The sequence below is a fragment of the Williamsia soli genome, assembly GCF_017377795.1.
Taxonomy (GTDB): domain Bacteria; phylum Actinomycetota; class Actinomycetes; order Mycobacteriales; family Mycobacteriaceae; genus Williamsia; species Williamsia soli.
Genome location: NZ_JAFRDR010000002.1, coordinates 749,796 through 773,497, shown reverse-complemented (window position 1 = coordinate 773,497; position 23,702 = coordinate 749,796). Strand labels below are relative to the sequence as shown.

Sequence of the window (23,702 nt, the reverse complement as noted above, 5' to 3'; positions counted from 1 at the left end):
TTTCTCTGCACCCGTTACCTCTGACAGACTGGGCGGCATGCGCGTGTATCTGGGTGGAGACCATGCAGGCTTCGAGTTGAAGGGGCAGATCGCCGAACATCTGACCTCCGCAGGACATGAGGTGATCGATTGCGGGGCGCACGAATACGACGCCCTCGACGACTATCCGGCGTTCTGCGTCGAGGCTGCGCGCCGGACCGTCGCCGACGAGGGCAGTCTCGGCATCGTCCTCGGCGGCAGCGGTAACGGCGAGCAGATCGCCGCGAACAAGGTCCCGGGCGCTCGGTGCGCGCTCGCCTGGAGTGTGGAGACCGCGCAGCTCGCGCGTCAGCACAACAACGCCCAGCTCATCGGCATCGGCGGACGGATGCACAGCAAGGACGAGGCGCTGGCCATCGTCGATGCTTTCGTGTCGACCGCGTGGTCGGAAGAAGCGCGCCACCAGCGGCGCATCGACATCCTGTCCGAGTACGAGCGCACCGGGACGCCGCCGACGCTGCCCGGCGACTGAACTCACCGGCGACGCCTGTGCCCGAAGGACATACGCTCCACCGGCTCGCGCGTCTGCACCACCGTCGCCTCGCCGGCCGGCGGGTGTCGGTGACGAGCCCACAGGGTCGATTCGCGGCCACGGCCGACCGCCTCGACGGTCAGGTGTTCGCAGGCGCCGAGGCGTGGGGGAAACACCTGATCCATCGCTATCGCGGCGGCGACATGGTGCATGTGCATCTCGGTCTGTACGGGTCTTTTTCCGACGGGAAGTCCCCCTTACCCGCGCCCGTGGGTCAGGTGCGGATGCGCATCGAGTCGGACGTCTACGGCACCGACCTGCGAGGTCCGACGGCCTGTGAGCTCTACACGCCGGAGGATCTGATCGCCCTGACCGCTCGGCTGGGACCGGACCCCCTGCGCAAAGACGCCGACCCCGAGGTCGCCTGGTCGGCGATCAGCAAGTCGCGCAAAGCGATCGGCGCGTTGGTGATGGACCAGAAGGTGTTGGCCGGCGTCGGTAACGTCTACCGGGCCGAGGTGCTGTTCCGCGCCAACATCAATCCGCATCGTCCGGGTACATCAGTCGACCGCGGCGAGTGGGACGGCGTCTGGGAGGACCTCGTCGCACTCATGGCGGTGGGGGTACGACGGGGCAAGATGCACGTCGTGCGCCCGGCGGACGATCACGGTGCGCCGGCGTACGGCCCCGGCCGGCCCCGCACGTATGTGTACCGGCGTGCCGGTGAGCCCTGTCGCGTCTGTGGCACGGAGGTGTTGATGGGCGAGATGGTGGCGCGCAAGGTCTACTGGTGCCCGACCTGCCAGCCGGATTGACCGACTTGTCAGCCGGATTGACCTACCGGCCACAGGCTGACCTCAGGCCGGCCTCAGGTTGGCTCTCCAGAATGAATTGATGACCACGCTGACAGTGTTGACGGTCGGGGGAACGGGCGAGTCGTATCCGGGTGATGTCCGGTCCGAGGTGTCCGGCCTGTTGGCTGAGGTCACCGATCGGCTCGATGACCGATTCGTGAGCCGCTGGGTCGGTTACCCGGCCAGCTACGGCCCTGTTCCCGCAGCCAGGGGCGTGAGCTACCTGGCCAGCGTCCAGACGGGCGTCGACCGCCTCGCGGCCGCGATCGCCGAGACCGAGGGACCGATCATGCTGATCGGCTACTCCCAGGGTTGCGTCGTGATCAGGGAACTGCTTGCGCGCAGCGGACTTCTCGCCGGTGTCGTGGCTGCGGGTTTCGTGGCCGACCCTCATCAACCTCCCGGCGCGGTCCTCGGATGCGACGGTTTCGGGCTGGCGGGACCGGGCGCACCGCTGCCGCGAGATCTGCCCGCACTGTGGATCGCCGATCCCGACGATGTCATCTGCAACGCCAGCGACGATTCGTTCCTGCGCGATGTCGCCGATCTGACCGCCGCATTGTCGGTGCGTGACCTGCGCGGTTGGTTGTTCAGCCTCTGGCGGGTGTTGATCAGCAACAGTTTCCAGAACGCGGCGCGGACCTCGATACGTCCGCGGCAGTGGCGCAGAGACCTGCAGCGCCTGCGCGTGGCGGCCTCGGAGGTCGCGGGTTACCTTCCTGCCCGTCTGATGCTCGGCGGACTGAAGGTGGTCAACCGTCGAGGGGGTCGACACACCGGATATGCCGCAGAGCCGATGGTGGGCAGTGAACTGACCGGCTGCCAGACCCTGGTCCAGTGGCTGCAGGTCCAGGCGACGTTCATGGCCGCGCATGCAAGTGACCGGGGTGCCGCCTGATCTGCGGTGAGCCACTGGTTCTCGTCGGCGCCGGTAACAATTCACCCGTCTGAAATGTGCGGCGAGCCCAGGTGGGCGACACTGATTCGCAGAAGGATCAACCCCTGGGAGAATTAATCGTGGATCACTACGATCTTGTTGTCATCGGCTCGGGTCCCGCCGGACAGAAGGCGGCGATCGCGGCCGCCAAGCTCGGTAAGAAAGCCGCCGTGATCGAGCGTCGAGACATGGTCGGCGGGGTGTGCATCAACACCGGCACCATTCCGTCGAAGACCATGCGCGAGGCGGTGCTCTACCTCACGGGTCTCAATCAGCGTGAACTCTACGGCCAGTCGTATCGGCTCAAGACCGACATCACCGTGGGCGATCTCTCGGCACGCACCTCGCACGTCGTCGGCAAAGAGATCGACGTCATCCAGAACCAGTTGTCGCGCAACAGGGTTGCCCTGCTCATCGGCAATGCGAGGTTCCTGGGTCCGCACGAAATCGAGGTCGAGTCGATCGGGGGCGACCACAAGAACATCACGTTCGACCATGCGGTGATCGCAGTCGGGACCAAGCCCGCCCGGCCGGCGAGTGTCGAGTTCGACGGGGCGACCATCGTCGACTCCGACCAGATCCTCGGGATGAATCGGGTTCCGCAGTCGATGGTGGTGGTGGGCGCCGGGGTGATCGGAATCGAGTACGCCTCGATGTTCGCTGCGCTCGGGACCAAGGTGACGGTCGTCGAGCGACGCGTCAGCATGCTCGACTTCGTCGACCGCGAGATCGTCGAGGCCCTGCAATATCAGCTACGCGACCGCGGGGTGACCTTCCGCTTCGGAGAGTCGGTCAAGATGGTCGAAAAACACACGTCGGGCACGGTGACCATCCTCGAGTCGGGGAAGAAGGTCCCGGCCGATACCGTGCTGTACTCGGCGGGCAGGCAGGGGGTCACCGAGGAACTCGGGGTCGCTGCCGCGGGTCTGGAAGGCGACAACCGCGGCCGGTTGGAGGTGGACGACCGCTTCCGCACCGCCGTTCCGCACATCTATGCCGTCGGCGACGTCATCGGATTCCCTGCGCTCGCGTCAACGGCGATGGAGCAAGGGCGCCGGGCCGCGTACGACGCGTTCGGTGAGCCGGTCGGGGAGACGGACTCGTCGAAGCATCCGATCGGTATCTACTCGATCCCGGAGATCAGCTTCGTCGGCAAGACCGAGGACGAGCTGACCGCAGCGAACGTACCGTTCGAAGTCGGGGTCGCCCGGTATCGCGAGTTGGCCAGGGGCACCATCATGGGTGACGCCTACGGCATGCTCAAGCTGTTGGTGGATGCTCAGGATCGAAGCATCCTGGGTGTGCATGTATTCGGTTCCAACGCTGCCGAACTCGTCCACATCGGCCAGACGGTGATGGGATGTGGCGGGACCATCGACTACCTTGTCGACGCGGTGTTCAACTACCCGACGCTGGCGGAGGGATACAAGGTCGCCGCCCTCGACGCCGTGAACAAGATGCGAGCCATCGCGCGGGTCACCGGCGCCGGCAACGGATACGAGCTCGGGGCGGAGTAGAGCGCGGCCGACAACGAGAACGGCGCCGAGGAAGATCCTCGGCGCCGTTCGTCGTTGTGCTGGGGGTGAATCTAGCTTCCGGGAACGTACTGTCCGCCGATGGTGCCCTGCACCACGATCGGAGTGCCCTCGGGGAAGTTCTCGTAGACGAACTTCGCGTTCTCCGGGCTGAGGTTGATGCAGCCGTGGCTCACATTGGTGTTGCCCTGCTGCTCGACCGACCACGGTGCGCCGTGGACGAAGATGCCATCCCACGACATGCGGACCGCGTACTCGACGTAGGTGCGGTACCCCTCGGGCGAGTCGACCGGGACGCCGTACGTGGATGAATCCATGTACATGTCGCGGTACTTCTCTTTCGTGTAGTACGTACCGTTCGGAGTGGGGTGGTCGTTCGAGCCCATCGAGATGGGCATCGTGCGCACGACCTTGCCGTCCTGCCAGATGGTCAACTGGTGAGTGGCGTCGTCGGCGAGTGCGACCCAGCCGGTCGTGGTCGCGACCGGAGGTGCGGGCTCGACCGGCTTCGGTGGGGCAGGTGCCGGTTCCGGGGTCGACGGCTCCGCGGGCGGTGCCGGGGCCGGGGTGAAGACTCCGGGGATGGTCGGCAGTGGTACGCCGGGCAGTCCGGGAACGGTGGGTACGGGCTGAGCGGACGCGGTGGCCGGAATGGCCAGTGTCACGACAATGACGCCGAGTACGGCGGCCAGGAGCCGGGTGACGGTACGTCCGAACGCGCTACCGCGAGCGAACTTGCTGGTCGACACTATGTTGAACCTTTACGTTGGCGACATTCTAGGTACGCTCCCCGAAAGCGCGGGCTCAATCGTTACACGCGCGAGGCGTTGCACCAAACGCAAATGGCGCATATGAGGCCAGAGTTACTGATGTGACAACTTGGGTTGCTGGGATGGTCGAGAAACCAGCCTGAGATGGTCCCGCGCAGCGGGACGGAGGGCACTATGCCGTCGATGGTCGCTCCGGGGGAGGATTCTGGGCGGAATTTCGAAAGCCCTGGTCAGAGCGATGCTCTGACCAGGGCTTTTGACGATGGAGCGGGTGACGGGAATCGAACCCGCGTAGCTAGTTTGGAAGACTAGGGCTCTACCATTGAGCTACACCCGCGTGCATACGACATCACTGGGATCGCCATTGCTGTCGCTGCGAAAAGGACTGTACCGCCTCGTGCCCGCCGATCAGAAATCGGCTGGAAACGGGGGTGTTCGAGCCGGTGCGAGTCACCGGTTTAGGTGCGGGGCGGGCTGGCACGTAGTATTTGCGTTCGGTTCTGCAGGCGCAGCGAGTCGCGGCAGAACGACCTACACGGGATGTGGCGCAGCTTGGTAGCGCATCCGCTTTGGGAGCGGAGGGTCGCAGGTTCGAATCCTGTCATCCCGACTCACGAGAACAGCAATAAAGGGAGTCAAGTGAAGAGCACCGTCGAGCAGATCAGCCCGACGCGGGTCAAACTCAACGTCGAGGTTCCGTTCGAGGAACTGGAGCCGGAATTCGCCCGCACCTACAAGACGCTGGCCCGCGACATCCGGATCCCCGGTTTCCGCCCCGGCAAGGCCCCGGCCAAGCTCATCGAGGCCCGTGTCGGCCGCGACGCGGTGCTGGCGCAGGTCGTCAACGAAGCGCTTCCCGCGAAATACAGCGAGGCCGTCGACGAGACCGACATCAAGGCGATCGGCCAGCCCGAGATCGACCTCGCAGAGCTCGAGTACGGCAAGAGCATCACCTTCACCGCCGAGGTCGACGTCCGTCCCGACATCGAGCTGCCGGACTACTCGACCCTCGAGATCGAGGTCGAGCCGGTGGCCACCGACGACGAGGCCGTCGACGAGCAACTGCAGGCGCTACGTGCCCGCTTCGGAACCCTGACCGGTGTCGAGCGTCCCGTGGCCGATGGTGACTTCGTCTCCATCGACCTGTCGGCCACCATCGACGGCAAAGAGGTCGAGGAGGCCGCCACCAGCGGACTGTCCCATGAGGTCGGTTCCGGTGAACTCATCGACGGACTGGACGAGGCCCTCATCGGACTGAAGTCCGGCGAGGAAAAGACCTTCACCAGCACGCTGGTCGCCGGCGACCACAGTGGTGATCAGGCCGACGTGACGGTCAAGGTCCTCTCCGTCAAGGAGCGCGAGCTTCCCGAGGTCGACGATGAGTTCGCCCAGCTGGCAAGCGAGTTCGACACTGTCGATGAGCTGAAGGCGGATCTGAGCGAGCGCGTTGCCCGGTCGAAGCGGATGGAACAGGCCAACGCCATCAGCGAAGGTCTCGTCGCGAAGCTGCTCGAGACCGTCGAGGTGCCCCTGCCCGAGGCAATCGTCACCGCCGAGGTCGACAGCCAGATCCATCAGGTCGTCCACAGCCTCGGCCATGACGACGCGGCCTTCGAGAGCCTTCTCGAGGCCCAGGGCACCACTCGCGAGAAGTTCGAGGCCGATGCCCGCGAGGTCGCCGAGAAGTCCGTGCGGACTCAGCTGCTGCTCGACGCGATCGCCGATCAGCAGGAGACCGAGGTCGGCCAGGACGAGCTCATGCAGCAGATCATGTTCCAGGCCCAGCGCTACGGCATGCAGCCGGCAGAGTTCGCTCAGCAGCTGCAGCAGGCGAACCAGGTCGGCGCCGTGTACGCCGAGGTGCGCCGGAGCAAGGCGCTGTCGCAGATCGTCCCCGATGTGACGGTCAAGGACACCGCGGGCGCCACCGTCGACACGACGGAGTTCTACCCGCGACCGGAGGCCGCGGAAGACGTCGAGGATGCCGACGAGTCGGCAGACGACAAGTCCTAGCAGGCAAAACGCCAGCACAATTTCTGCTGTCAGCGAATAGGGGCGACGCCGAGCCATCGGCGTCGCCCCTATTCGTTAGTGTCGGAGAGAGCAATCAAATGACTGTGAGTCCGTTGAACGAAAACCCCGGATCGATTTCCGGGACGTCGAAGGTAGGTACCGTGACTGAGCCGAAGATCCACACCCCCGCGCTCTCCGGAGCAACCGCGAGTTCGGGTGTGGCCGGACTGAATTTGACCGACTCGGTGTTCGAGCGTTTGCTCCGTGAGCGAATCATCTTCCTGGGCACCCAGGTGGATGACGAGATCGCCAACCGTCTGTGCGCGCAGATCCTGCTGCTCTCGGCTGAGGATCCGACCAAGGACATCAACCTCTACATCAATTCGCCCGGCGGTTCGGTGACCGCCGGCATGGCGATCTTCGACACGATGCAGCTCGCACCGTGCGATGTCGCCACCTATGCGATGGGCATGGCCGCCTCGATGGGCCAGTTCCTGCTCGCGGCAGGCACCAAGGGCAAGCGCCACGCGCTGCCGCACGCCCGGATCATGATGCACCAGCCGTCGGCGGGTATCGGCGGAACCGCTGCTGACATCGCCATCCAGGCAGAGCAGTTCGCGCAGACGAAGAAAGAGATGAATCGGCTCAACGCCGAGTTCTCGGGTCAGACCCTGGAACAGATCGAATTGGACGCCGATCGCGACAAGTGGTTCACCGCCGAGCAGGCCAAGGACTACGGCCTCGTCGATCACGTGATCACGCGCGCCTGATTCGTAACTCGGGTCGAGCTCCGCTCCGCTTCGTCTCCGGCCCCTCGCACACTCATCGGAAAGTAATGAGGACCATGAACAACCTTTCACCCCAAGCGCGCTACATCCTGCCGTCGTTCATCGAGCACACGCCCAACGGTGCACGTGAGTACAACCCGTACGCGAAGCTCTTCGAAGAGCGAATCGTCTTCCTGGGTACCCCGATCGACGAGACCGTCGCGAACGACATCATGGCGCAGCTGTTGGTGCTCGAGTCGCAGGATCCTGACCGCGACATCATCATGTACGTGAACTCGCCCGGTGGCAGTGTGCCGGCGATGCTGGCCATCTACGACACGATGCAGTACGTGCACTGCGACATCGCCACGGTCTGCCTCGGTGAGGCAGCCTCCGCCGCTGCGATCGTGCTGGCCGGTGGAACCCCGGGTAAGAGGGCTGCTCTGCCGAACGCGACCATCCTCATCCATCAGCCCCGCACCGGCGGCGCCTACCAGGGGCAGGTCTCCGACCTCGAGATCCAGGCCGCCGAGATCGAACGCATCCGTCGGAAGCTCGACGATATCCTGGCCGGCCACACCGGCCAGCCGGCCGACAAGATCCGCAAGGACACCGACCGCGACAACATCTTGACCGCCGCGCAGGCCAAGGAATACGGGATCATCGACGAGGTCTTCGAGTACCGCAAGAAGTCCGGACGCAAGAAGTAAATCGATGGGCTGCCCTTCGCCTGTGTGCGCGAAGGGCGGCCTGCGGGTCGTGAGCTTGGAAAGAGGCTCGCGACATTTGGCTTTATCGGTCGAAGTTCGGGTCACCTACGGGTACGGTCGTGGTTACCGAACTCCGGGTGAGCTGGGCGGACCGCGCGAATTCTCTAGAATTTTCTGGGCAGCAGGGTAAGGGAAGTAGGTACAGCGACAGATGGCACGTATCGGAGATGGTGGCGATCTGCTGAAGTGTTCTTTCTGCGGAAAGAGTCAGAAGCAGGTGAAGAAGCTGATCGCTGGTCCCGGGGTGTACATCTGCGATGAATGCATCGACCTGTGCAACGAGATCATCGAGGAAGAGCTCGCCGAGACCAGCGACGTCAAACTCGATGAGCTCCCGAAGCCCATGGAGATCAGGGATTTCCTCGAGAACTACGTGATCGGGCAGGACACCGCCAAGCGGACCCTGGCTGTCGCGGTGTACAACCACTACAAGCGGATCCAGGCGGGCGATCGCAAGGATTCCCGTGGGGTTGAGCCGGTGGAGTTGGCGAAGTCGAACATTCTGATGCTCGGCCCGACCGGATGCGGAAAGACATATCTCGCCCAGACCCTGGCGAAGATGCTGAACGTTCCGTTCGCCATCGCCGACGCGACCGCGTTGACCGAGGCCGGATACGTCGGCGAGGACGTCGAGAACATCCTGCTGAAGCTGATCCAGGCCGCGGACTACGACGTCAAGCGCGCTGAGACCGGCATCATCTACATCGACGAGGTCGACAAGATCGCCCGCAAGAGCGAAAACCCGTCGATCACGCGCGACGTCTCGGGCGAAGGTGTCCAGCAGGCCCTGCTCAAGATCCTTGAAGGTACGCAGGCTTCTGTGCCCCCTCAGGGGGGACGTAAGCATCCGCACCAGGAGTTCATCCAGATCGACACCACCAACGTCCTCTTCATCGTCGCCGGTGCCTTCGCCGGGCTCGACAAGATCGTGTCCGATCGAATCGGCAAACGCGGCATCGGTTTCGGCACAGAGGTGGCGAAGAACGACGACGACAGCGCAGACCACTTCGCCGAGGTCATGCCCGAAGATCTCATCAAGTTCGGTCTGATCCCCGAGTTCATCGGACGTCTGCCGGTCATCGCATCGGTGACCAACCTGGACAAAGAGTCTCTCGTCAACATCTTGTCGCAGCCGAAGAACGCGTTGGTCAAGCAGTACGCGCGGTTGTTCGACATGGACGGTGTGGAGCTCGAGTTCACTGACGATGCGCTCGAGGCCATAGCCGATCAGGCCATCCACCGGGGCACCGGTGCTCGTGGACTTCGCGCGATCATGGAAGAGGTCTTGCTGCCGGTGATGTACGACATCCCGAGCCGCGACGATGTTGCGAAGGTCGTCGTCACCGGAGAAACGGTGCGCGACAACGTCCTTCCGACCATCGTGCCTCGCAAGCCGCGTCGTGACGAGCGGCGCGACAAGAGCGCCTGAGCGGATTCTCGAGACGACGCCGGTGGGAGCGATCCCACCGGCGTTCTCTCATTCCAGGACTCGATGACCGCCGGAATAGATGTTCATCGACTCGCCGCGGAGGAAACCGATGACGGTCAGGTCCGCCTCGTTTCCGAGATCGACGGCAAGCGACGATGGGGCAGAGACGGCAGCCAGTATCGGAACACCGGCCATCACAGCCTTCTGCGCGAGTTCGAAGGACGCGCGACTCGACACCATCAAGATGGTCTCGCGCAGTGGCAGTAGTCGTTCCTGTACCGCCCAGCCGATCACTTTGTCGACGGCGTTGTGCCGGCCCACGTCCTCGCGTGCCACGAGCAGGGTTCCGTCGGTGCGGAACAGGGCGGCGCCGTGGACACCACCTGTGAGGTCAAAAGTCTTCTGGGCGTTACGGAGTCGCTCAGGCAGGCGGGTGAGCGTTTCCACCTCGACAGTGCACCGGTCGTCGGCCGGCCGATGATCTGACTTCAGCCGAACCGCATCGAGCGAGGCTTTGCCGCACACCCCGCACGATGAGGTGGCGTAGAAGTTCCGGGATGCGGTCTCCGGAACCACGTGCTGCTCACGCATTGCCACGTCGAGGACGTTGTAGGTGTTGCGACCCTGGTCGTCGACGCCGTCGCAGTAGCGAATCATGCTGATGTCGTCGGCGCCCGAGATGATGCCTTCGGTCAGCAGGAAACCGTGCGTGAGGTCGATGTCGGATCCGGGGGTGCGCATGGTCACAGCCAGGGCTTCTCCGCCGATTCTTATCTCGAGTGGTTCTTCGACGGCAAGGGTGTCGGCGCGGGAATCTGTGCTCCCGGGCCGGATCCGGCGTACCCGCGTTCGACTGCTGACCCTGCCCATCAGGAGGCCTCGATGCGGATGGTGATCGCCTTGGAGACGGGTGTATTCGACTTGACCGCAACGTGTTCGAGGGGAACGAGTGGATTGGTTTCGGGATAGTATGCCGCAGCGTTCCCGCGAGGAGTCGGATACGCGACGACGCGGAACGCGCGAACCCGGCGTTCTTCCAGGCCCGCAGGCCCGCTGAACTCGGAGATCAGATCGACGGTCTGTCCGTCGGCCAGGCCGAGAGTGGTGATGTCCTCGGGATTGAGCAACACGATGTTGCGATCGCCCTTGATCCCGCGATACCTGTCGTCGTGACCGTAGATCGTGGTGTTGTACTGATCATGACTGCGCAGGGTCTGCAGGATGACGCGCCCGGAGGGAACACGAAGCCACGTAAGCGGATTCGTTGCGAAGTTGGCTTTTCCGGTCCGGGTGGGAAAGGTTCGCGTGTCCCGCGGCGGGTGCGGCAACACGAAGCCGTCGGGGTGGCGCACCTTGGTGTTGAAGTCCTCGAATCCCGGTATGACCCGGGAGATGTGGTCGCGAATCACGTTGTAGTCGGCTGGGAAACGGGCCCACGGCACCGCATGATCCGGTCCGAGTGTGGCCTCTGCGAGCCCACTGATGATGGCGACCTCGCTCCGCAGTTCGGCACCCGACGGCGGAAGTGAGCCTCGGGACAGGTGGACCACCGACATCGAGTCCTCGACGGTGACCTCCTGCTTGCGGCCGTCGCAGATGTCCCGATCGGTGCGGCCCAGCGTGGGAAGAATCACACCGACTGAACCCGGACGTAAGTGTGAGGCATTGAGTTTCGTGCTCACCTGCACCGTGAGACGGCAGGTTCCCATGGCGGCGGCGGTGGCGTGGGTGTCGGGGGAGGCGGAGACGAAGTTGCCACCCATCGCGATGAACACCTTGATGTCGCCTGCGGCCATGGCCCGGATCGTGTCCACGGTGTCGAAGCCGTGCTGCCGTGGCACCTCGATGCCGAACTCGCGGTCGAGGGCGTCGAGAAAGTAGTCCGGCATCTTCTCCCAGACCCCCATGGTCCGGTCGCCCTGCACATTCGAGTGCCCGCGGACCGGACACACTCCGGCACCAGGTTTGCCGATCATGCCGCGCAGCAGCAGCACGTTGGTGAGTTCTTCGATGGTCGCAACCCCGTGCGCCTGCTGCGTCAAACCCATGGCCCAGCAGATGATCGTGCGGCGCGAGCTGACCAGTCTGTCGGCGGTGTCCCGCAGTTGCGCTTCGGTCAGGCCGGTGGCTTCCACGATCTCTGCGAGGTCGACCCTCGCGACCTCGGTCAGGTAGTCCTCGACCCCGAGACAGTGCTCCTGGAGGAAGGCGTGATCGAAAATTGTTCCGGGATCGGCCTCTTCGGCGTCCAAGAGTAGTTTGGCCAGCCCCCGGAACAGGGCCATGTCCCCACCGATCCGGATCTGCAGGAACTCGTCGGCCAGCGTCGTGCCTCTACCAACGACACCGCCCACCTTCTGGGGATCCTTGAAGCGCAGTAGTCCGGCCTCGGGAAGTGGATTGACAGCGACGATGGTGGCGCCCCGTCCCTTCGCCTTCTCGAGCGTCGAGAGCATCCGCGGATGATTGGTGCCGGGATTCTGTCCCGCGATGATGATTAGATCGGCGTTCTCGAGATCAGGTACGGACACCGATCCCTTACCGATTCCGATGCTCTCGATCAGGGCGCTGCCCGAAGACTCGTGGCACATGTTCGAGCAGTCGGGGAGGTTGTTCGTCCCGAAGGATCGCGCGAAGAGCTGGTAGAGAAACGCGGCTTCGTTGCTCGTCCGACCGGAGGTGTAGAACGCTGCCTGATCGGGGTGCTCCAGCCCGGTCAGTTCGTCGGCGATGAGGGTGAATGCCTGGTCCCATCGGATCGGCCGGTAGTGGTCGTCACCCTCGGTGAGCACCATCGGGTGGGTGATCCGGCCCTGCTGGGACAGCCAGTACTCCGACTTTTCGCGAAGGTCGGAAACGCTGTGTGCAGCAAAGAACTCCGGTCCGATGGTGCGCGTGGTGGCTTCCTCGGCGACGGCTTTCGCGCCGTTCTCGCAGAACTCCGCGTGCTTGCGGTGGCCAGGGGTCTCCGGCCATGCACAACCGGGGCAGTCGAAGCCGTCGCGCTGATTGAGCGCGGTGAGGGTGCGTGCCGTGCGGGTCGTGCCCATCTGTTTCACCGAACGTGCGAGCGCAACAGCCACCGCCGGTACCCCTGCCGCCCAGACCTTGGGCGGATGCTGGTCGACGTCGTGCGACTTCGGTTCGGGTACGGATTCGACGTTCATGGCATCCATCATCACCCTCTGCATCCGTTTTCGCCCACAGCACTCTCGCGCTCGCGTTAACTGTGTCCTATGGATGTTGCACAGATTGGCGCAGTGGTCTTGGCCGGTGGCGCGTCGAAGCGAATGGGTAGCGACAAGGCGGCGTTGGAATGGAACGGGGAATCGATGCTCGGCCGCATCACCCGGATCGTCGCCGAACGTTGCGATCCGGTGCTGGTTGTCGCTCGCGAGGGATCACCGGCCTACCGCGGTCTGAGCGAGGGACAGTCGGGGACCGGACAGATCAACTGGGTCACCGACGAGAAGCCCGGAGCGGGTCCCCTCGGTGGTCTCGTCACGGGGCTGGTCGCCGCAGCGGCTGCGGGACGGGAGGTGGTGTTCGTGTGCGCCACCGACATGCCGCTGGTGAGCGCGGAGATGGTGGATGAGTTGCTTCGCGGGCTCTCGGAGTCGGACGATGCCGCGATCGCCGTGGACTCGCAGCGGGCGCACCCGCTGGCGGGCGTGTACCGCACCAGGGCGGCAGGGACTCTTGCCGATCTCGTCGCTTCCGGTGAGCGCCGCATGCTCGCGGCGGTCGACGCGTTGCGGACCAACCGCGTCACGCTGACCGATTCCACCTGGTTGACCAACGTCAACGCGCCGGAAGACCTGCATCGCCTCCGAGTGCCCTGAGCCGCACACCACCTGCGGCTTCGTCGCCTCCGAGGCGACTGCCTAGAATTGGCCGGTGACCGAATCGTCCCCGCACGCCGAAACCAGTTCCGCCACCCTGCCCAAGACCTGGGATCCCCGGGTACACGAGGCGGAGCTGTATAGGACCTGGGTAGATGCCGGGTACTTCACCGCGGATGCGACGAGCGACAAGCCACCGTTCTCGATCGTGCTGCCGCCCCCCAATGTCACGGGCTCGCTACACATGGGGCACGCGCTCGACCACGTCCTGATGGACGCCATGTGCAGACAGCGTCGGATGCGTGGCTTCGAGGTCCTGTGGTTGCCAGGCATGGACCACGCAGGCATCGCGACCCAGTCACTCGTGGAGCGGCAACTGGCCACCGAGGGCATCAACCGTGGTGACATCGGCCGCGAGGATTTCATCGATCGCGTCTGGAAGTGGAAGGCCGAGTCCGGCGGCACCATCGGCGCGCAGATGCGCAGCCTCGGCGACGGCGTGGACTGGTCTCGCGAACGCTTCACGATGGACGAAGGGCTCTCTCGTGCCGTGCAGACGGTGTTCAAGCGCATGTTCGACGACGGTCTGATCTATCGGGCCGAGCGACTGGTCAACTGGTCGCCGGTCCTGCAAACCGCGATCAGTGACATCGAGGTGAAGTATTCCGACGTCGAAGGCGAGCTGGTCAGCTTCCGGTACGGCTCTCTCGACGACACGCAGCCGCATATCGTGGTCGCCACGACCCGCCTCGAGACGATGCTGGGTGACACCGCGATCGCGGTGCACCCCGACGACGAGCGTTACCGGCACCTGGTGGGCACGGAGCTTGATCATCCTTTCGTCGATCGCCGGATCCCGGTGGTCGCAGACGACTATGTCGACCCGGAGTTCGGTACCGGCGCAGTGAAGATCACCCCGGCACACGATCCCAACGACTTTGCCCTCGGCTCCCGGCACAATCTGCCGATGCCGACAATGATGGACGAGACCGCGCACGTCACCGGTACCGGAACCCAGTTCGACGGCCTCGATCGGTACGAGGCCCGCGCGAAGATCCGGGAAGTGCTCGCCGAACAGGGCCGCATCGTCAAAGAGGTGCGGCCATACGTACACAGCGTGGGGCACTCGGAGCGCAGCGGCGAACCGATCGAGCCGCGCCTGAGCATGCAGTGGTGGGTCCGCGTGGAAACACTCGCCAAGGCGTCGGGCGACGCGGTGCGCTCTGGTGAGACCGTGATCCATCCCGCGTCGCTCGAACCACGGTGGTTCGGCTGGGTCGACGACATGCACGACTGGTGTATCTCGCGGCAATTGTGGTGGGGCCATCGGATCCCCGTCTGGTACGGACCGGACGGGGACATGGTCTGCGTAGGTCCGGGAGAGCAGGCCCCTGCGGGTTACGTGCAGGACAACGACGTGCTCGACACCTGGTTCTCGTCGGGACTGTGGCCGTTCTCGACCATGGGCTGGCCGGAGGTCGGCGACGATCTGAAGAAGTTCTATCCGACGTCGGTACTGGTCACCGGTTACGACATCATCTTCTTCTGGGTCGCCCGGATGATGATGTTCGGAACGTACGTGGCGAAGTCGCTGGGCGAGCAGACCGGCACCGACACGCCGGTGCCGTTCCGGAACGTGTTCTTGCACGGTCTGGTGCGTGACGAGCACGGCAGCAAGATGTCGAAGTCCAAGGGCAACGGCATCGACCCGCTGGATTGGGTGAACCACTACGGCGCGGACGCCCTCCGGTTCACGCTGGCCCGTGGCGCGAATCCCGGCGGCGATCTATCGGTGGGCGAAGGCCACGCACAGTCGTCGCGCAATTTCGCCACCAAGTTGTTCAACGCCACCAAGTTCGCGCTGATGAACGGCGCGGCCGTGGGGGAGTTGCCCGCGCGCGATCAGTTGACGGACACCGACCGCTGGATCCTCGATCGGCTGGAGCAGGTTCGCGCCGACGTAGACGCGGGTTTCGAGGCCTATGAGTTCTCCAAGGCATGCGAGGCGCTGTTCCACTTCGCCTGGGATGAGTTCTGTGACTGGTACCTCGAGCTGGCCAAGGTGCAATTCGCTCGAGGTGACGAAGCCTGTACGGCGGCAACAAAACTCGTTCTCGGAAACGTCCTCGACTCCCTGATGCGGATGCTGCACCCGTTCATGCCTTTTGTCACCGAGGTGCTCTGGAAGACCCTCACCGGCGGCGAGTCGGTGGTGATCGCCGACTGGCCGGTGGCATCGGGCGAGGCCGTGGACCTGACCGCCCGGCACCGGGTGGAGGACACGCAGCGGCTGATCACCGAGATCCGCCGGTTCCGCAGTGATCAAGGTGTCAAGGACTCGCAGCGGGTGGCCGTTCAATTGGAAGGGCTCACCGAGGCGGGCCTGACCGACCAGCGTGATTACCTCGATTCGTTGGCGCGGCTCGACCCCGCCGATGCGGAGTTCTCGGCCACCGCGACGATCGAGGTCCGGCTGCGGGACACGACGGTGATCGTGCGTATCGACACCTCCGGAACCATCGATGTCGAGGCAGAGCGGAGGCGGCTGACCAAGGACCTGGCCACCAACGAGAAGGAACTCGCAGGGACCACGGCCAAACTGGGTAACGAGCAGTTCCTCTCCAAGGCGCCGGATGCCGTGGTCGACAAGATTCGCGGACGCCAACAGGTGGCGCGTGACGAGGTGGCCCGAATCACTGCCGCGCTGGCGTCGCTGGAAGGCCAATCGTGACCCAGCCGGAACCGACGCAGCCGAGCGCGGATGATCTCGCCGAGTTGGGCGAGGTGGAGGCCTCTCTCGACACCCGTTGGCCCGAGACCAAGATCGATCCGTCCCTCGCGCGCATCTCGGCGCTGATGGACCTGCTGGGGTCTCCACAACGTGGGTACCCGGCGATCCACGTGGCGGGAACCAATGGCAAGACGTCGGTGACGAGGATGATCGATTCTCTGCTCACCGCCTTCCACCGGCGGACGGGCCGGATCACGAGCCCCCATCTGCAACTCGCGACCGAACGCATCTCCATCGACGGGGTGCCCATCACGCCGCGGACCTACGTGGACACCTATCGCGAACTCGAGCCGTACATCGACATGATCGACGATCGCTCGCTGGCCGCCGATGGGCCAAGGATGAGCAAGTTCGAGGTACTGACGGCGATGGCGTACACCGCGTTTGCCGAGGCGCCGGTCGAGGTGGCCGTCGTCGAGACCGGTATGGGCGGGCGCTGGGACGCCACCAACGTCATCGACGCCACGGTCGCGGTCATCACCCCGATCGCACTCGACCATGCGGACTACCTCGGCGACACGCTCACCGAGATCGCGGGGGAGAAGGCCGGGATCATCAAGAAGGCACCGGACTCGCTGGTACCGACTGATCCTGTGACGATCCTCGCGGTGCAGGAGAAAGAAGTCGCCGACGTGCTCTTGCGCGCCGCTGTCGAGGCCGACACGTTCGTCGCCCGCGAGGGTTCCGAGTTCGCGGTGCTCGAACGCCGGGTGGCAGTCGGAGGACAGCTGCTGACGCTGCAGGGACTCGGCGGCGAATACCCCGAGATCTTCCTGCCGCTGCACGGCGCACATCAGGCATCCAACGCAGCGTTGGCGCTCGCGGCCGTCGAGGCGTTCTTCGGGGCCGGCGCAGAACGCCAGCTCGATTCGGAGTTGGTCCGCGCAGGCTTCGCCGCGGCGACCAGTCCGGGTCGACTCGAGCGAGTGCGTTCTGCTCCAACGGTTTTCCTGGATGCTGCACACAACCCACACGGCGCGTCGGCGTTGGCGTCGGCGTTGGACGACGAGTTCGATTTCCGGCGCCTGATCGGGGTGGTCAGCGTGCTCGCCGACAAAGACGCTGCCGGCCTGCTGGCCGCGTTCGAGCCAGTTTTCGACGTCATCGTGTTGACTCACAACGGATCCCCGCGCGCAATGGACCCAGAGAGTTTGGCGGAGGTGGCCACCGCGATCTTCGGCGAGGACAGGGTGAAGGTCCACGGGTTCTTGCCCGATGCCGTCGAGGCCGCAATCGAGCTCGCCGAGGAAAATCTCGACGACTCCGAGGGGATGTCCGGAACGGGCGTGGTGATCACCGGCTCGGTCGTCACCGCTGGTGCGGCCCGCACGCTGTTCGGAAAGGATCCGGCATGAGCGACGAATCGTCCGACGTACCAGCAAAGTTCACGCCGCCGACCGTCGATCCATGGCGGGGTCTACGCGGGGTGATGGCAGGAACGCTGATCCTCGAAGCGATCGTGGTGATGTTGGCATTCCCCATCGTAGTGCGCGTCGGCGGTGGTCTCACCGTCGCTTCGGGGATCTACCTCGGCGTGCTCAGCTTGGCTCTGATCCTGGGTTCTGGATTGCAGGGCAGGTCCTGGGCTCTGCCGTATGACCTTGCGCTGCAAGTCATCACAATCGCTGGATGGATCGTCCACTGGTCCATCGGCGTGGTCGGGATCGTCTTCATGATCGTGTGGCTGTACATCGCCTACATCAAGCGCGATGTCCGGCTGCGCATGGAACGCGGACTGCTGAACGGGCAGGAACGCATCGTCGACTGACCGGTCGTCGGTGTGTGGGCCGGTCAGGAGGACTCGTCGGCGATGTTGCCGGAACGTGACCTGAAAAGTCGCAAATCGGGTTTCGTCTGGCGCGGGGTGCTGACAAGATCGCAGGCACACCACCCCCCGAAGCATTCGAAAGGTACACATATATATGTCACGCTCCACAAAGTTCGTTCCTGCCGCACTCGCCGCCGCGGGTGCCGCCTGTGTCATCGCGGGAACTGCGTCAGGAGCTGGGGCTGCTTCTGCTGAGGCGAGCTCGCCGATGCCGGTGGGAGACAGTCAGTTCGGTTACATCGCGACGCACGCGCTGACCCAGCGCGCAGCCGACATGAACCTCCCGGAGTTCGTCGCCTCGATTCCGGTACCCGCCGAGTACAAGCCGGCGAACCTCGCGCTCGCAGCCCGCTTCGACATCGTCGTCGACGAGGCTCTCGCGTCACCCGGTGGGTGCATCCAGGTCGTCATCGATCCCGCGCCCACCTCGGGCGGCGTCTTCAGTTACGGATTCTTTGCTGTCGAAGGACAGTACTGCCAGCCCTAGCTCGGCTCGACGCGCCCTAGCTCGGTTCGACGGCACAGTCGGGTCCACGTCTCGAACTGCCGTCGGGTTAGTCTTACCGGGTGACTGAACGGACTCTGGTACTGATCAAGCCCGACGGCGTCGAGCGCGGACTGGTCGGCGATATCATCGAGCGGATCGAGCGCAAGGGCCTGACCTTTGTCGCCCTCGAACTCAAAACCGTCAGCGATGACGTAGCGGCCGGCCATTACGCCGAGCACGAGGGCAAGCCCTTCTACCCATCCCTGCTCGAATTCATCACGTCCGGCCCGCTGGTCGCGGCTGTCCTCGAGGGTCCGCGCGCAGTGGCCGCATTCCGCCAGATTGCCGGCGGCACCGACCCGGTGGAGAAAGCTGTCCCGGGCACCATTCGGGGCGACTACGCACTGAGTACTCAGTTCAATCTCGTTCACGGCTCGGACTCGCCGGACTCGGCTGAGCGTGAGATCGCACTTTGGTTCCCTGACCTCGGCTGACAGGTCGGCGCAAGGCCCGAATCCGGGTGATGTCGGTGGACTCGGCAGCGTCCGGGCGGTTGTGTGGGATACTGACAATGGTTGTCGAGCCCGCTGCTCTGCTCAATGGACAAGGGGCGCCGACCGCCAGATGATCAGTTCGTGTGCTCGGTCCCCACTCAGGTGGCTTCTCACCTGTCGTGGTGTGGACATCGCGGCACTCGAGCAGTAGTCAAGTCATCACGCCAGGCGTCGCCGGTGAATGCGAGAAGTTCTCGTAGAAATCGGGCGAAGCGAGACCTACAATCCCGGCCCCGGCCGGGTAAATAGCACAGCCCTCGCGTGGCCGCGTTTATCCGCGCCCGGGGGCTCGAGGAGAATACGTGGCCGACAACCAGTCGCCGGACGAAGTCAATACGAATTCGGCGCAAGAGTTTCCGCACAAGATGCGCGTGCACGCGCTGGCCAGAATTCTTGGCCTGAGCAGTCGTGAGGTGCTGGTGCATCTCGCCGACCTCGGGATCGTGGCACGCAGCCCGCAATCGAGCATCGTCAGGAGCACTGCAATCGCGGTGCGCGACAAGATTGCTGCAGGTGACGACCCTGCAGGCGAGAGCGTCGCAGGTGAGAGCCCCGCGGACTCTGCGCAGGGTGTGAGCGCTGCGGCGGACACCGCGGAGGGCGAGAGCGCCGCGGATACCGCGCAGGGCGACGAATCCGCCGAGACGGCGTCGCCTGCTGCTCCGGCCGTGGACGAGCCCTCTCCGGCTCCCGTAGAGCCGGAGACCACGGATGTCGTTGCGGTTCCTGCCCCCACCCCACACCTTTTCTCGGCGATCGAAGAAGAGCTGCCACGCCCCAGCTCTGCTCCGGCGGCACCGGCGGGCGGCGGATCGCCGCTGTTCCTGTCCGCGGAGCAATCTGCCGACACCGAGGACAACGCAGACCAGGACGACTCCGACGATGACGACGGCGACACTGCGTCCCGCAAGCGGCGTCGCGGACGTCGCGGCCGCGGTCGCGGTCGCGGTGATCAGGGCGGAAATGACGATCAGAACGCCACGGACGATCAGAATGCGACGGACGATCAGGGTAGCTCGGGCGAGAAGACCACTGATGATGTGCCCGCCTCGGACGAGACCGAATCAGTAGACTCGGCCGACGAGAAGCCTGCCTCGGACGACGCCGACCAGTCGGACAAGTCGGACACCAAGAGCAGCAAACGCAAGCGGAGTCGGCCGAAAAAGGCCCGGACCGAGGCCGACAACGAGCAGGTTGAGCAAGGTGGAGACGACGTAACAACCTCCGAGGCGTCGGCTACGTCGGATACCGAGGAGTCGAAGGACTCCGACACCGACGCTGACTCGTCGGAATCGGATGAACAGGACGACTCCGCGGATGGCGGTTCCGCCAACCGGCGGCGCAGGCGCCGCCGTCGCCGCAAGGGCGGCGATGGCGACGACTCCGGACCGTCGGATGATCCGCCGAACACCGTCGTACACGAGCGCGAACCGCGCAACAAGGCACGAGGACGCGACGAAGTCCAGGGCATCTCCGGATCCACCCGGCTCGAGGCCAAACGACAGCGGCGTCGCGATGGCCGTGATGCGGGCCGCAGGCGACCGCCGATCCTGAGTGAATCGGAATTCTTGGCCCGGCGCGAAGCGGTCGACCGTGTGATGGTCGTCCGTGAGCGCTCCGGTGTGGCGGCGACCGTGACCCACGACGCCCACGGTGACAACGCCGGTGAGGCTGCGCCGCCGGCCACCCGTGACTACACCCAGGTCGCTGTTCTCGAGGACGGCGTGCTGGTCGAACACTTCGTGACCACGTCGAACTCGTCATCGATGGTCGGCAACATCTATCTCGGCCGAGTACAGAACGTGCTGCCGGGTATGGAGGCCGCGTTCGTCGATATCGGCAGAGGACGCAACGGCGTGCTCTACGCCGGTGAGGTCAACTGGGATGCGGCTGGACTCGACGGCGGCTCACGCAAGATCGAGCAAGCTCTGCGCCCCGGCGACCCGGTTCTCGTGCAGGTGAGCAAGGACCCGGTGGGACACAAGGGTGCACGGCTGACCACGCAGATCTCGTTGGCAGGCCGCTACCTCGTGTATGTCCCCGGCGGCGGATCCACCGGTATCAGTCGCAAGCTGCCCGATACCGAACGCAAGCGACTCAAGGGAATCCTCGGCAAGATCGTCCCCGACGACGCCGGTGTGATCATTCGTACCGCCTCCGAGGGGGTGGCCGCTGACGAGCTGACCCGCGACATCGAACGTCTGCAGCAGCAATGGGAAACCATCAACGCTGCCAATCCCGCGGCCGGCAAGTCGAAAGCAGCGGCTCCGCAGACCCTGTATGAAGAGCCGGACCTCCTGGTGAAGGTCGTCCGCGACCTGTTCAACGAGGACTTCAAGAAGCTCGTCGTCGAGGGAAACGGCGCCTGGAATCAGGTCGAGAACTATGTGCGCAGCGTTGCGCCTGACCTGCTCGATCGCACCGAGCGTTTCGACAAGGCCCACGCCGACGCCCCCGACGTGTTCGATGTCCATCGCATCGATGAACAGCTCGCCAAGGCGCTCGATCGTAAGGTCTGGTTGCCCTCCGGCGGAACCCTGATCATCGAGCACACCGAGGCGATGACGGTCGTCGACGTCAACACCGGCAAGTTCACCGGCTCCGGCGGCAATCTGGAAGAGACGGTCACCCGGAACAACCTCGAGGCCGCCGAAGAGATCGTGCGGCAGATGCGGCTCCGGGACATCGGCGGCATGATCATCGTCGACTTCATCGACATGGTGCTCGAATCGAACCGGGACCTGGTGCTGCGGCGGCTCACCGAGGCCCTCGGCCGCGATCGCACCCGTCATCAGGTGTCCGAGGTGACCTCGCTCGGGCTGGTCCAGATGACTCGTAAACGACTCGGAACCGGACTGCTCGAGGCCTTCTCGACCACCTGCACGTGTTGCAGCGGCCGGGGAATCGTCATCCATGCGAACCCGGTCGAGATCTCCGGTGGCGGAGACGACTCGGGTCGTGGTGGCAGCAGCGGCGGAGACAACGCCAAGCGCGCCAGGCGTAACAGGCGTGGTGGCAAGCCCGAACAGCCTGCCGCTACGGAGACCAAGCCGGCCGCCCACAGCCCGGCGGAGCACCCGATGTTCCGCGCGATGGCGAGCCACACGACCGATCCCGATGCCGCTGACCCGGAAGCGCAGACAACCGAGGTCACCGGCGAGGAGTTGAAGGATTTCGAGGTCACCGACTCGGCGTCGAACCTGGCCTCGTCAGATGCCGCCGAGACCCCGGACGAGAAGTCTGCGCCGGAGGTCGAGCCCAGGACCAACGGTTCTTCGAGGTCCAGGTCGAGGCGCGGGGCGGGACGAAACGCCAAGGCGCCGGCCGAGTCCGACAGCATCACGTCGGCTGCCGAGACCGAGGACACCACGTCTCCGGCTATGTCGGTCGAAGAGACCGTGGCACCCGTGCCGGCGGATGCTGCTGAGTCAGAGCCGCCGATCGCCGATGAGCCCGTCGCCGTGACCCAGACCGTCGCGCCGGAGCCCGAGCCCACGGCCGAGGCAGCACCGCCGAAGCGACGCCGTGCTGTCCGTCGCAAGGCGGCGGCACCGGCAGCGACGTCGCCGGACGCAGCGGTGATCACCGAGGTCATGATCGCGGAACCGGTCACAACACCGCCGCTGACGACGTCGGGGCCGATCACGACCTCGGGATCGACGACACCTTCTGACGAACCGGCGGTCGCGGTGCGCCGCAAACCGCGTCGACGGGCGGCCGGCAGGCCGGCGGGCCCGCCGGTAGAGGAGTGAACGGCGACACGGCGACAGGCGCTGGTTTGACCCGGTCGGCCATACTCCCGTAACCTGGATCAGTCGCCATTCGGCGGACGGATAGCGCTGTGTCCTGCAGCGCCCGGCCGGATCGGCAACGGGCAAGAGCCCGAACGAACCACGACAGACAGTAAGAGGTAGCTCTCCGATGGCAACGTACGCAATCGTCAAGACCGGCGGTAAGCAGTACAAGGTCGCTGAAGGCGATCTGGTGAAGGTCGAGAAGATTGACAGCAAGCTGGGCGACACCGTCGCGCTGCCCGTGACGCTTGTCGTCGATGGCGCGGACCTGACGACGGACGCCGACAAGCTGGCGAAGATCTCGGTGACCACCGAGGTCGTCGAGCATGTCAAGGGACCGAAGATCAAGATCCACAAGTTCAAGAACAAGACCGGCTACCACAAGCGCCAGGGGCATCGTCAGAAGCTGACGGTGCTCAAGGTCACCGGTATCAAGTAAAAACAGCCCCACACACTTTTCAGGAGAACTGTCATGGCACATAAGAAGGGTGCATCCAGCTCGCGCAACGGGCGCGATTCGAATGCCCAGCGACTCGGTGTGAAGCGCTTCGGTGGCCAGCAGGTCAGCGCAGGCGAGATCCTGGTCCGTCAGCGCGGCACGCACTTCCACCCCGGCGTGAACGTCGGGCGTGGCGGCGACGACACCCTGTTCGCTCTCGCTGCAGGTGCTGTCGAGTTCGGTGCGAAGCGCGGCCGCAAGACCGTGAACATCGTGCCGGAACCTGCGCAGGCCTGAACCCGCGTAGTCAGCTTTTCATAGCTCCCAAGGGGCGGGCAGGGTCAATCGATCCGGTCCGCCCCTTAGGAATTCTCCGAACTC

At 64.6% G+C, this 23,702-nt stretch carries 20 protein-coding genes and 2 tRNA genes; 18 read left to right on the top strand and 4 right to left on the bottom strand.

Features of this window, described 5'->3' with window-relative positions; translation table 11 throughout:
• Window positions 1–37 precede the first annotated feature (37 nt).
• From J3S28_RS08200 to sthA, 4 genes are all read left to right on the top strand, one after another.
• Window positions 38–511, top strand: coding sequence for a ribose-5-phosphate isomerase (locus J3S28_RS08200; protein WP_207839390.1), 474 nt, complete (start codon window positions 38–40; stop codon window positions 509–511).
• 17 nt (window positions 512–528) lie between these two features.
• Complete coding sequence (locus J3S28_RS08195) at window positions 529–1,326, top strand: Fpg/Nei family DNA glycosylase (RefSeq protein ID WP_207839389.1); 798 nt, start codon at window positions 529–531, stop codon at window positions 1,324–1,326.
• Window positions 1,327–1,405: 79 nt separating this feature from the next.
• Complete coding sequence (locus J3S28_RS08190; protein WP_207839388.1) at window positions 1,406–2,263, top strand: PE-PPE domain-containing protein; 858 nt, start codon at window positions 1,406–1,408, stop codon at window positions 2,261–2,263.
• Between the two features lie 119 nt (window positions 2,264–2,382).
• Window positions 2,383–3,819 (top strand): Si-specific NAD(P)(+) transhydrogenase, encoded by a 1,437-nt coding sequence (gene sthA / locus J3S28_RS08185; protein WP_207839387.1) that lies wholly within the window; start codon window positions 2,383–2,385, stop codon window positions 3,817–3,819.
• 71 nt (window positions 3,820–3,890) lie between these two features.
• Here the strand turns inward: sthA and J3S28_RS08180 are convergent, their stop codons facing one another.
• Entirely contained in the window at window positions 3,891–4,586 is a 696-nt protein-coding gene (locus tag J3S28_RS08180) for a L,D-transpeptidase (RefSeq protein WP_207839385.1), read from the bottom strand.
• A 284-nt stretch (window positions 4,587–4,870) separates the two neighbouring features.
• Window positions 4,871–4,944 (bottom strand) — tRNA-Gly (locus J3S28_RS08175).
• Between the two features lie 199 nt (window positions 4,945–5,143).
• Here J3S28_RS08175 and J3S28_RS08170 point away from each other — a divergent pair.
• From J3S28_RS08170 to clpX, 5 genes are all read left to right on the top strand, one after another.
• Window positions 5,144–5,217, top strand: a tRNA-Pro gene (locus J3S28_RS08170).
• A 29-nt stretch (window positions 5,218–5,246) separates the two neighbouring features.
• On the top strand, window positions 5,247–6,620 hold the full coding sequence (gene tig / locus J3S28_RS08165) for a trigger factor (RefSeq protein ID WP_207839384.1): 1,374 nt from the start codon (window positions 5,247–5,249) through the stop codon (window positions 6,618–6,620).
• A gap of 161 nt (window positions 6,621–6,781) precedes the next feature.
• Window positions 6,782–7,390, top strand: coding sequence for an ATP-dependent Clp protease proteolytic subunit (locus J3S28_RS08160; protein WP_084838726.1), 609 nt, complete (start codon window positions 6,782–6,784; stop codon window positions 7,388–7,390).
• A 74-nt stretch (window positions 7,391–7,464) separates the two neighbouring features.
• The gene (locus J3S28_RS08155; RefSeq protein ID WP_272874141.1) at window positions 7,465–8,097 is read left to right on the top strand and encodes an ATP-dependent Clp protease proteolytic subunit; all 633 of its coding nucleotides are present in this window, start codon (window positions 7,465–7,467) and stop codon (window positions 8,095–8,097) included.
• A 211-nt stretch (window positions 8,098–8,308) separates the two neighbouring features.
• The gene (clpX, locus tag J3S28_RS08150) at window positions 8,309–9,586 is read left to right on the top strand and encodes an ATP-dependent Clp protease ATP-binding subunit ClpX (protein WP_084838643.1); all 1,278 of its coding nucleotides are present in this window, start codon (window positions 8,309–8,311) and stop codon (window positions 9,584–9,586) included.
• A gap of 48 nt (window positions 9,587–9,634) precedes the next feature.
• Here clpX and fdhD read toward each other — a convergent pair whose 3' ends face one another.
• Together fdhD and J3S28_RS08140 are read right to left on the bottom strand one after the other, a co-directional pair.
• Window positions 9,635–10,456 (bottom strand): formate dehydrogenase accessory sulfurtransferase FdhD, encoded by an 822-nt coding sequence (fdhD, locus tag J3S28_RS08145; RefSeq protein WP_207839382.1) that lies wholly within the window; start codon window positions 10,454–10,456, stop codon window positions 9,635–9,637.
• Window positions 10,456–12,753 carry an FdhF/YdeP family oxidoreductase gene (locus tag J3S28_RS08140; protein WP_207839381.1) on the bottom strand — a complete coding sequence of 766 codons (2,298 nt, stop codon included), beginning with the start codon at window positions 12,751–12,753 and terminating at the stop codon, window positions 10,456–10,458. Before J3S28_RS08140 ends, fdhD begins: the two co-directional genes overlap by 1 nt.
• A 69-nt stretch (window positions 12,754–12,822) precedes the next feature.
• Here J3S28_RS08140 and J3S28_RS08135 point away from each other — a divergent pair, with 69 nt between their 5' ends.
• The 9 genes from J3S28_RS08135 to rpmA all read left to right on the top strand — a co-directional run bounded on the left by J3S28_RS08135 (window position 12,823) and on the right by rpmA (window position 23,618).
• Entirely contained in the window at window positions 12,823–13,428 is a 606-nt protein-coding gene (locus J3S28_RS08135) for a molybdenum cofactor guanylyltransferase (RefSeq protein ID WP_084891478.1), read from the top strand.
• A gap of 55 nt (window positions 13,429–13,483) precedes the next feature.
• Window positions 13,484–16,159 (top strand): valine--tRNA ligase, encoded by a 2,676-nt coding sequence (locus J3S28_RS08130; protein ID WP_207839380.1) that lies wholly within the window; start codon window positions 13,484–13,486, stop codon window positions 16,157–16,159.
• Window positions 16,156–17,574 carry a bifunctional tetrahydrofolate synthase/dihydrofolate synthase gene (folC, locus tag J3S28_RS08125; protein ID WP_307796950.1) on the top strand — a complete coding sequence of 473 codons (1,419 nt, stop codon included), beginning with the start codon at window positions 16,156–16,158 and terminating at the stop codon, window positions 17,572–17,574. The genes J3S28_RS08130 and folC overlap by 4 nt, the downstream gene beginning before the upstream one ends.
• Window positions 17,571–17,987 (top strand): DUF4233 domain-containing protein, encoded by a 417-nt coding sequence (locus J3S28_RS08120; protein WP_207839379.1) that lies wholly within the window; start codon window positions 17,571–17,573, stop codon window positions 17,985–17,987. The genes folC and J3S28_RS08120 overlap by 4 nt, the downstream gene beginning before the upstream one ends.
• Before the next feature lie 154 nt (window positions 17,988–18,141).
• The gene (locus tag J3S28_RS08115) at window positions 18,142–18,534 is read left to right on the top strand and encodes a hypothetical protein (RefSeq protein ID WP_207839378.1); all 393 of its coding nucleotides are present in this window, start codon (window positions 18,142–18,144) and stop codon (window positions 18,532–18,534) included.
• Window positions 18,535–18,614: 80 nt separating this feature from the next.
• Window positions 18,615–19,028, top strand: coding sequence for a nucleoside-diphosphate kinase (ndk, locus tag J3S28_RS08110; RefSeq protein WP_207839377.1), 414 nt, complete (start codon window positions 18,615–18,617; stop codon window positions 19,026–19,028).
• Between the two features lie 362 nt (window positions 19,029–19,390).
• On the top strand, window positions 19,391–22,840 hold the full coding sequence (locus tag J3S28_RS08105) for an Rne/Rng family ribonuclease (RefSeq protein ID WP_307796948.1): 3,450 nt from the start codon (window positions 19,391–19,393) through the stop codon (window positions 22,838–22,840).
• Between the two features lie 169 nt (window positions 22,841–23,009).
• Entirely contained in the window at window positions 23,010–23,321 is a 312-nt protein-coding gene (gene rplU / locus J3S28_RS08100) for a 50S ribosomal protein L21 (protein ID WP_084838634.1), read from the top strand.
• 33 nt (window positions 23,322–23,354) lie between these two features.
• Window positions 23,355–23,618, top strand: coding sequence for a 50S ribosomal protein L27 (gene rpmA / locus J3S28_RS08095; protein ID WP_084838633.1), 264 nt, complete (start codon window positions 23,355–23,357; stop codon window positions 23,616–23,618).
• Window positions 23,619–23,702: the final 84 nt, after the last annotated feature.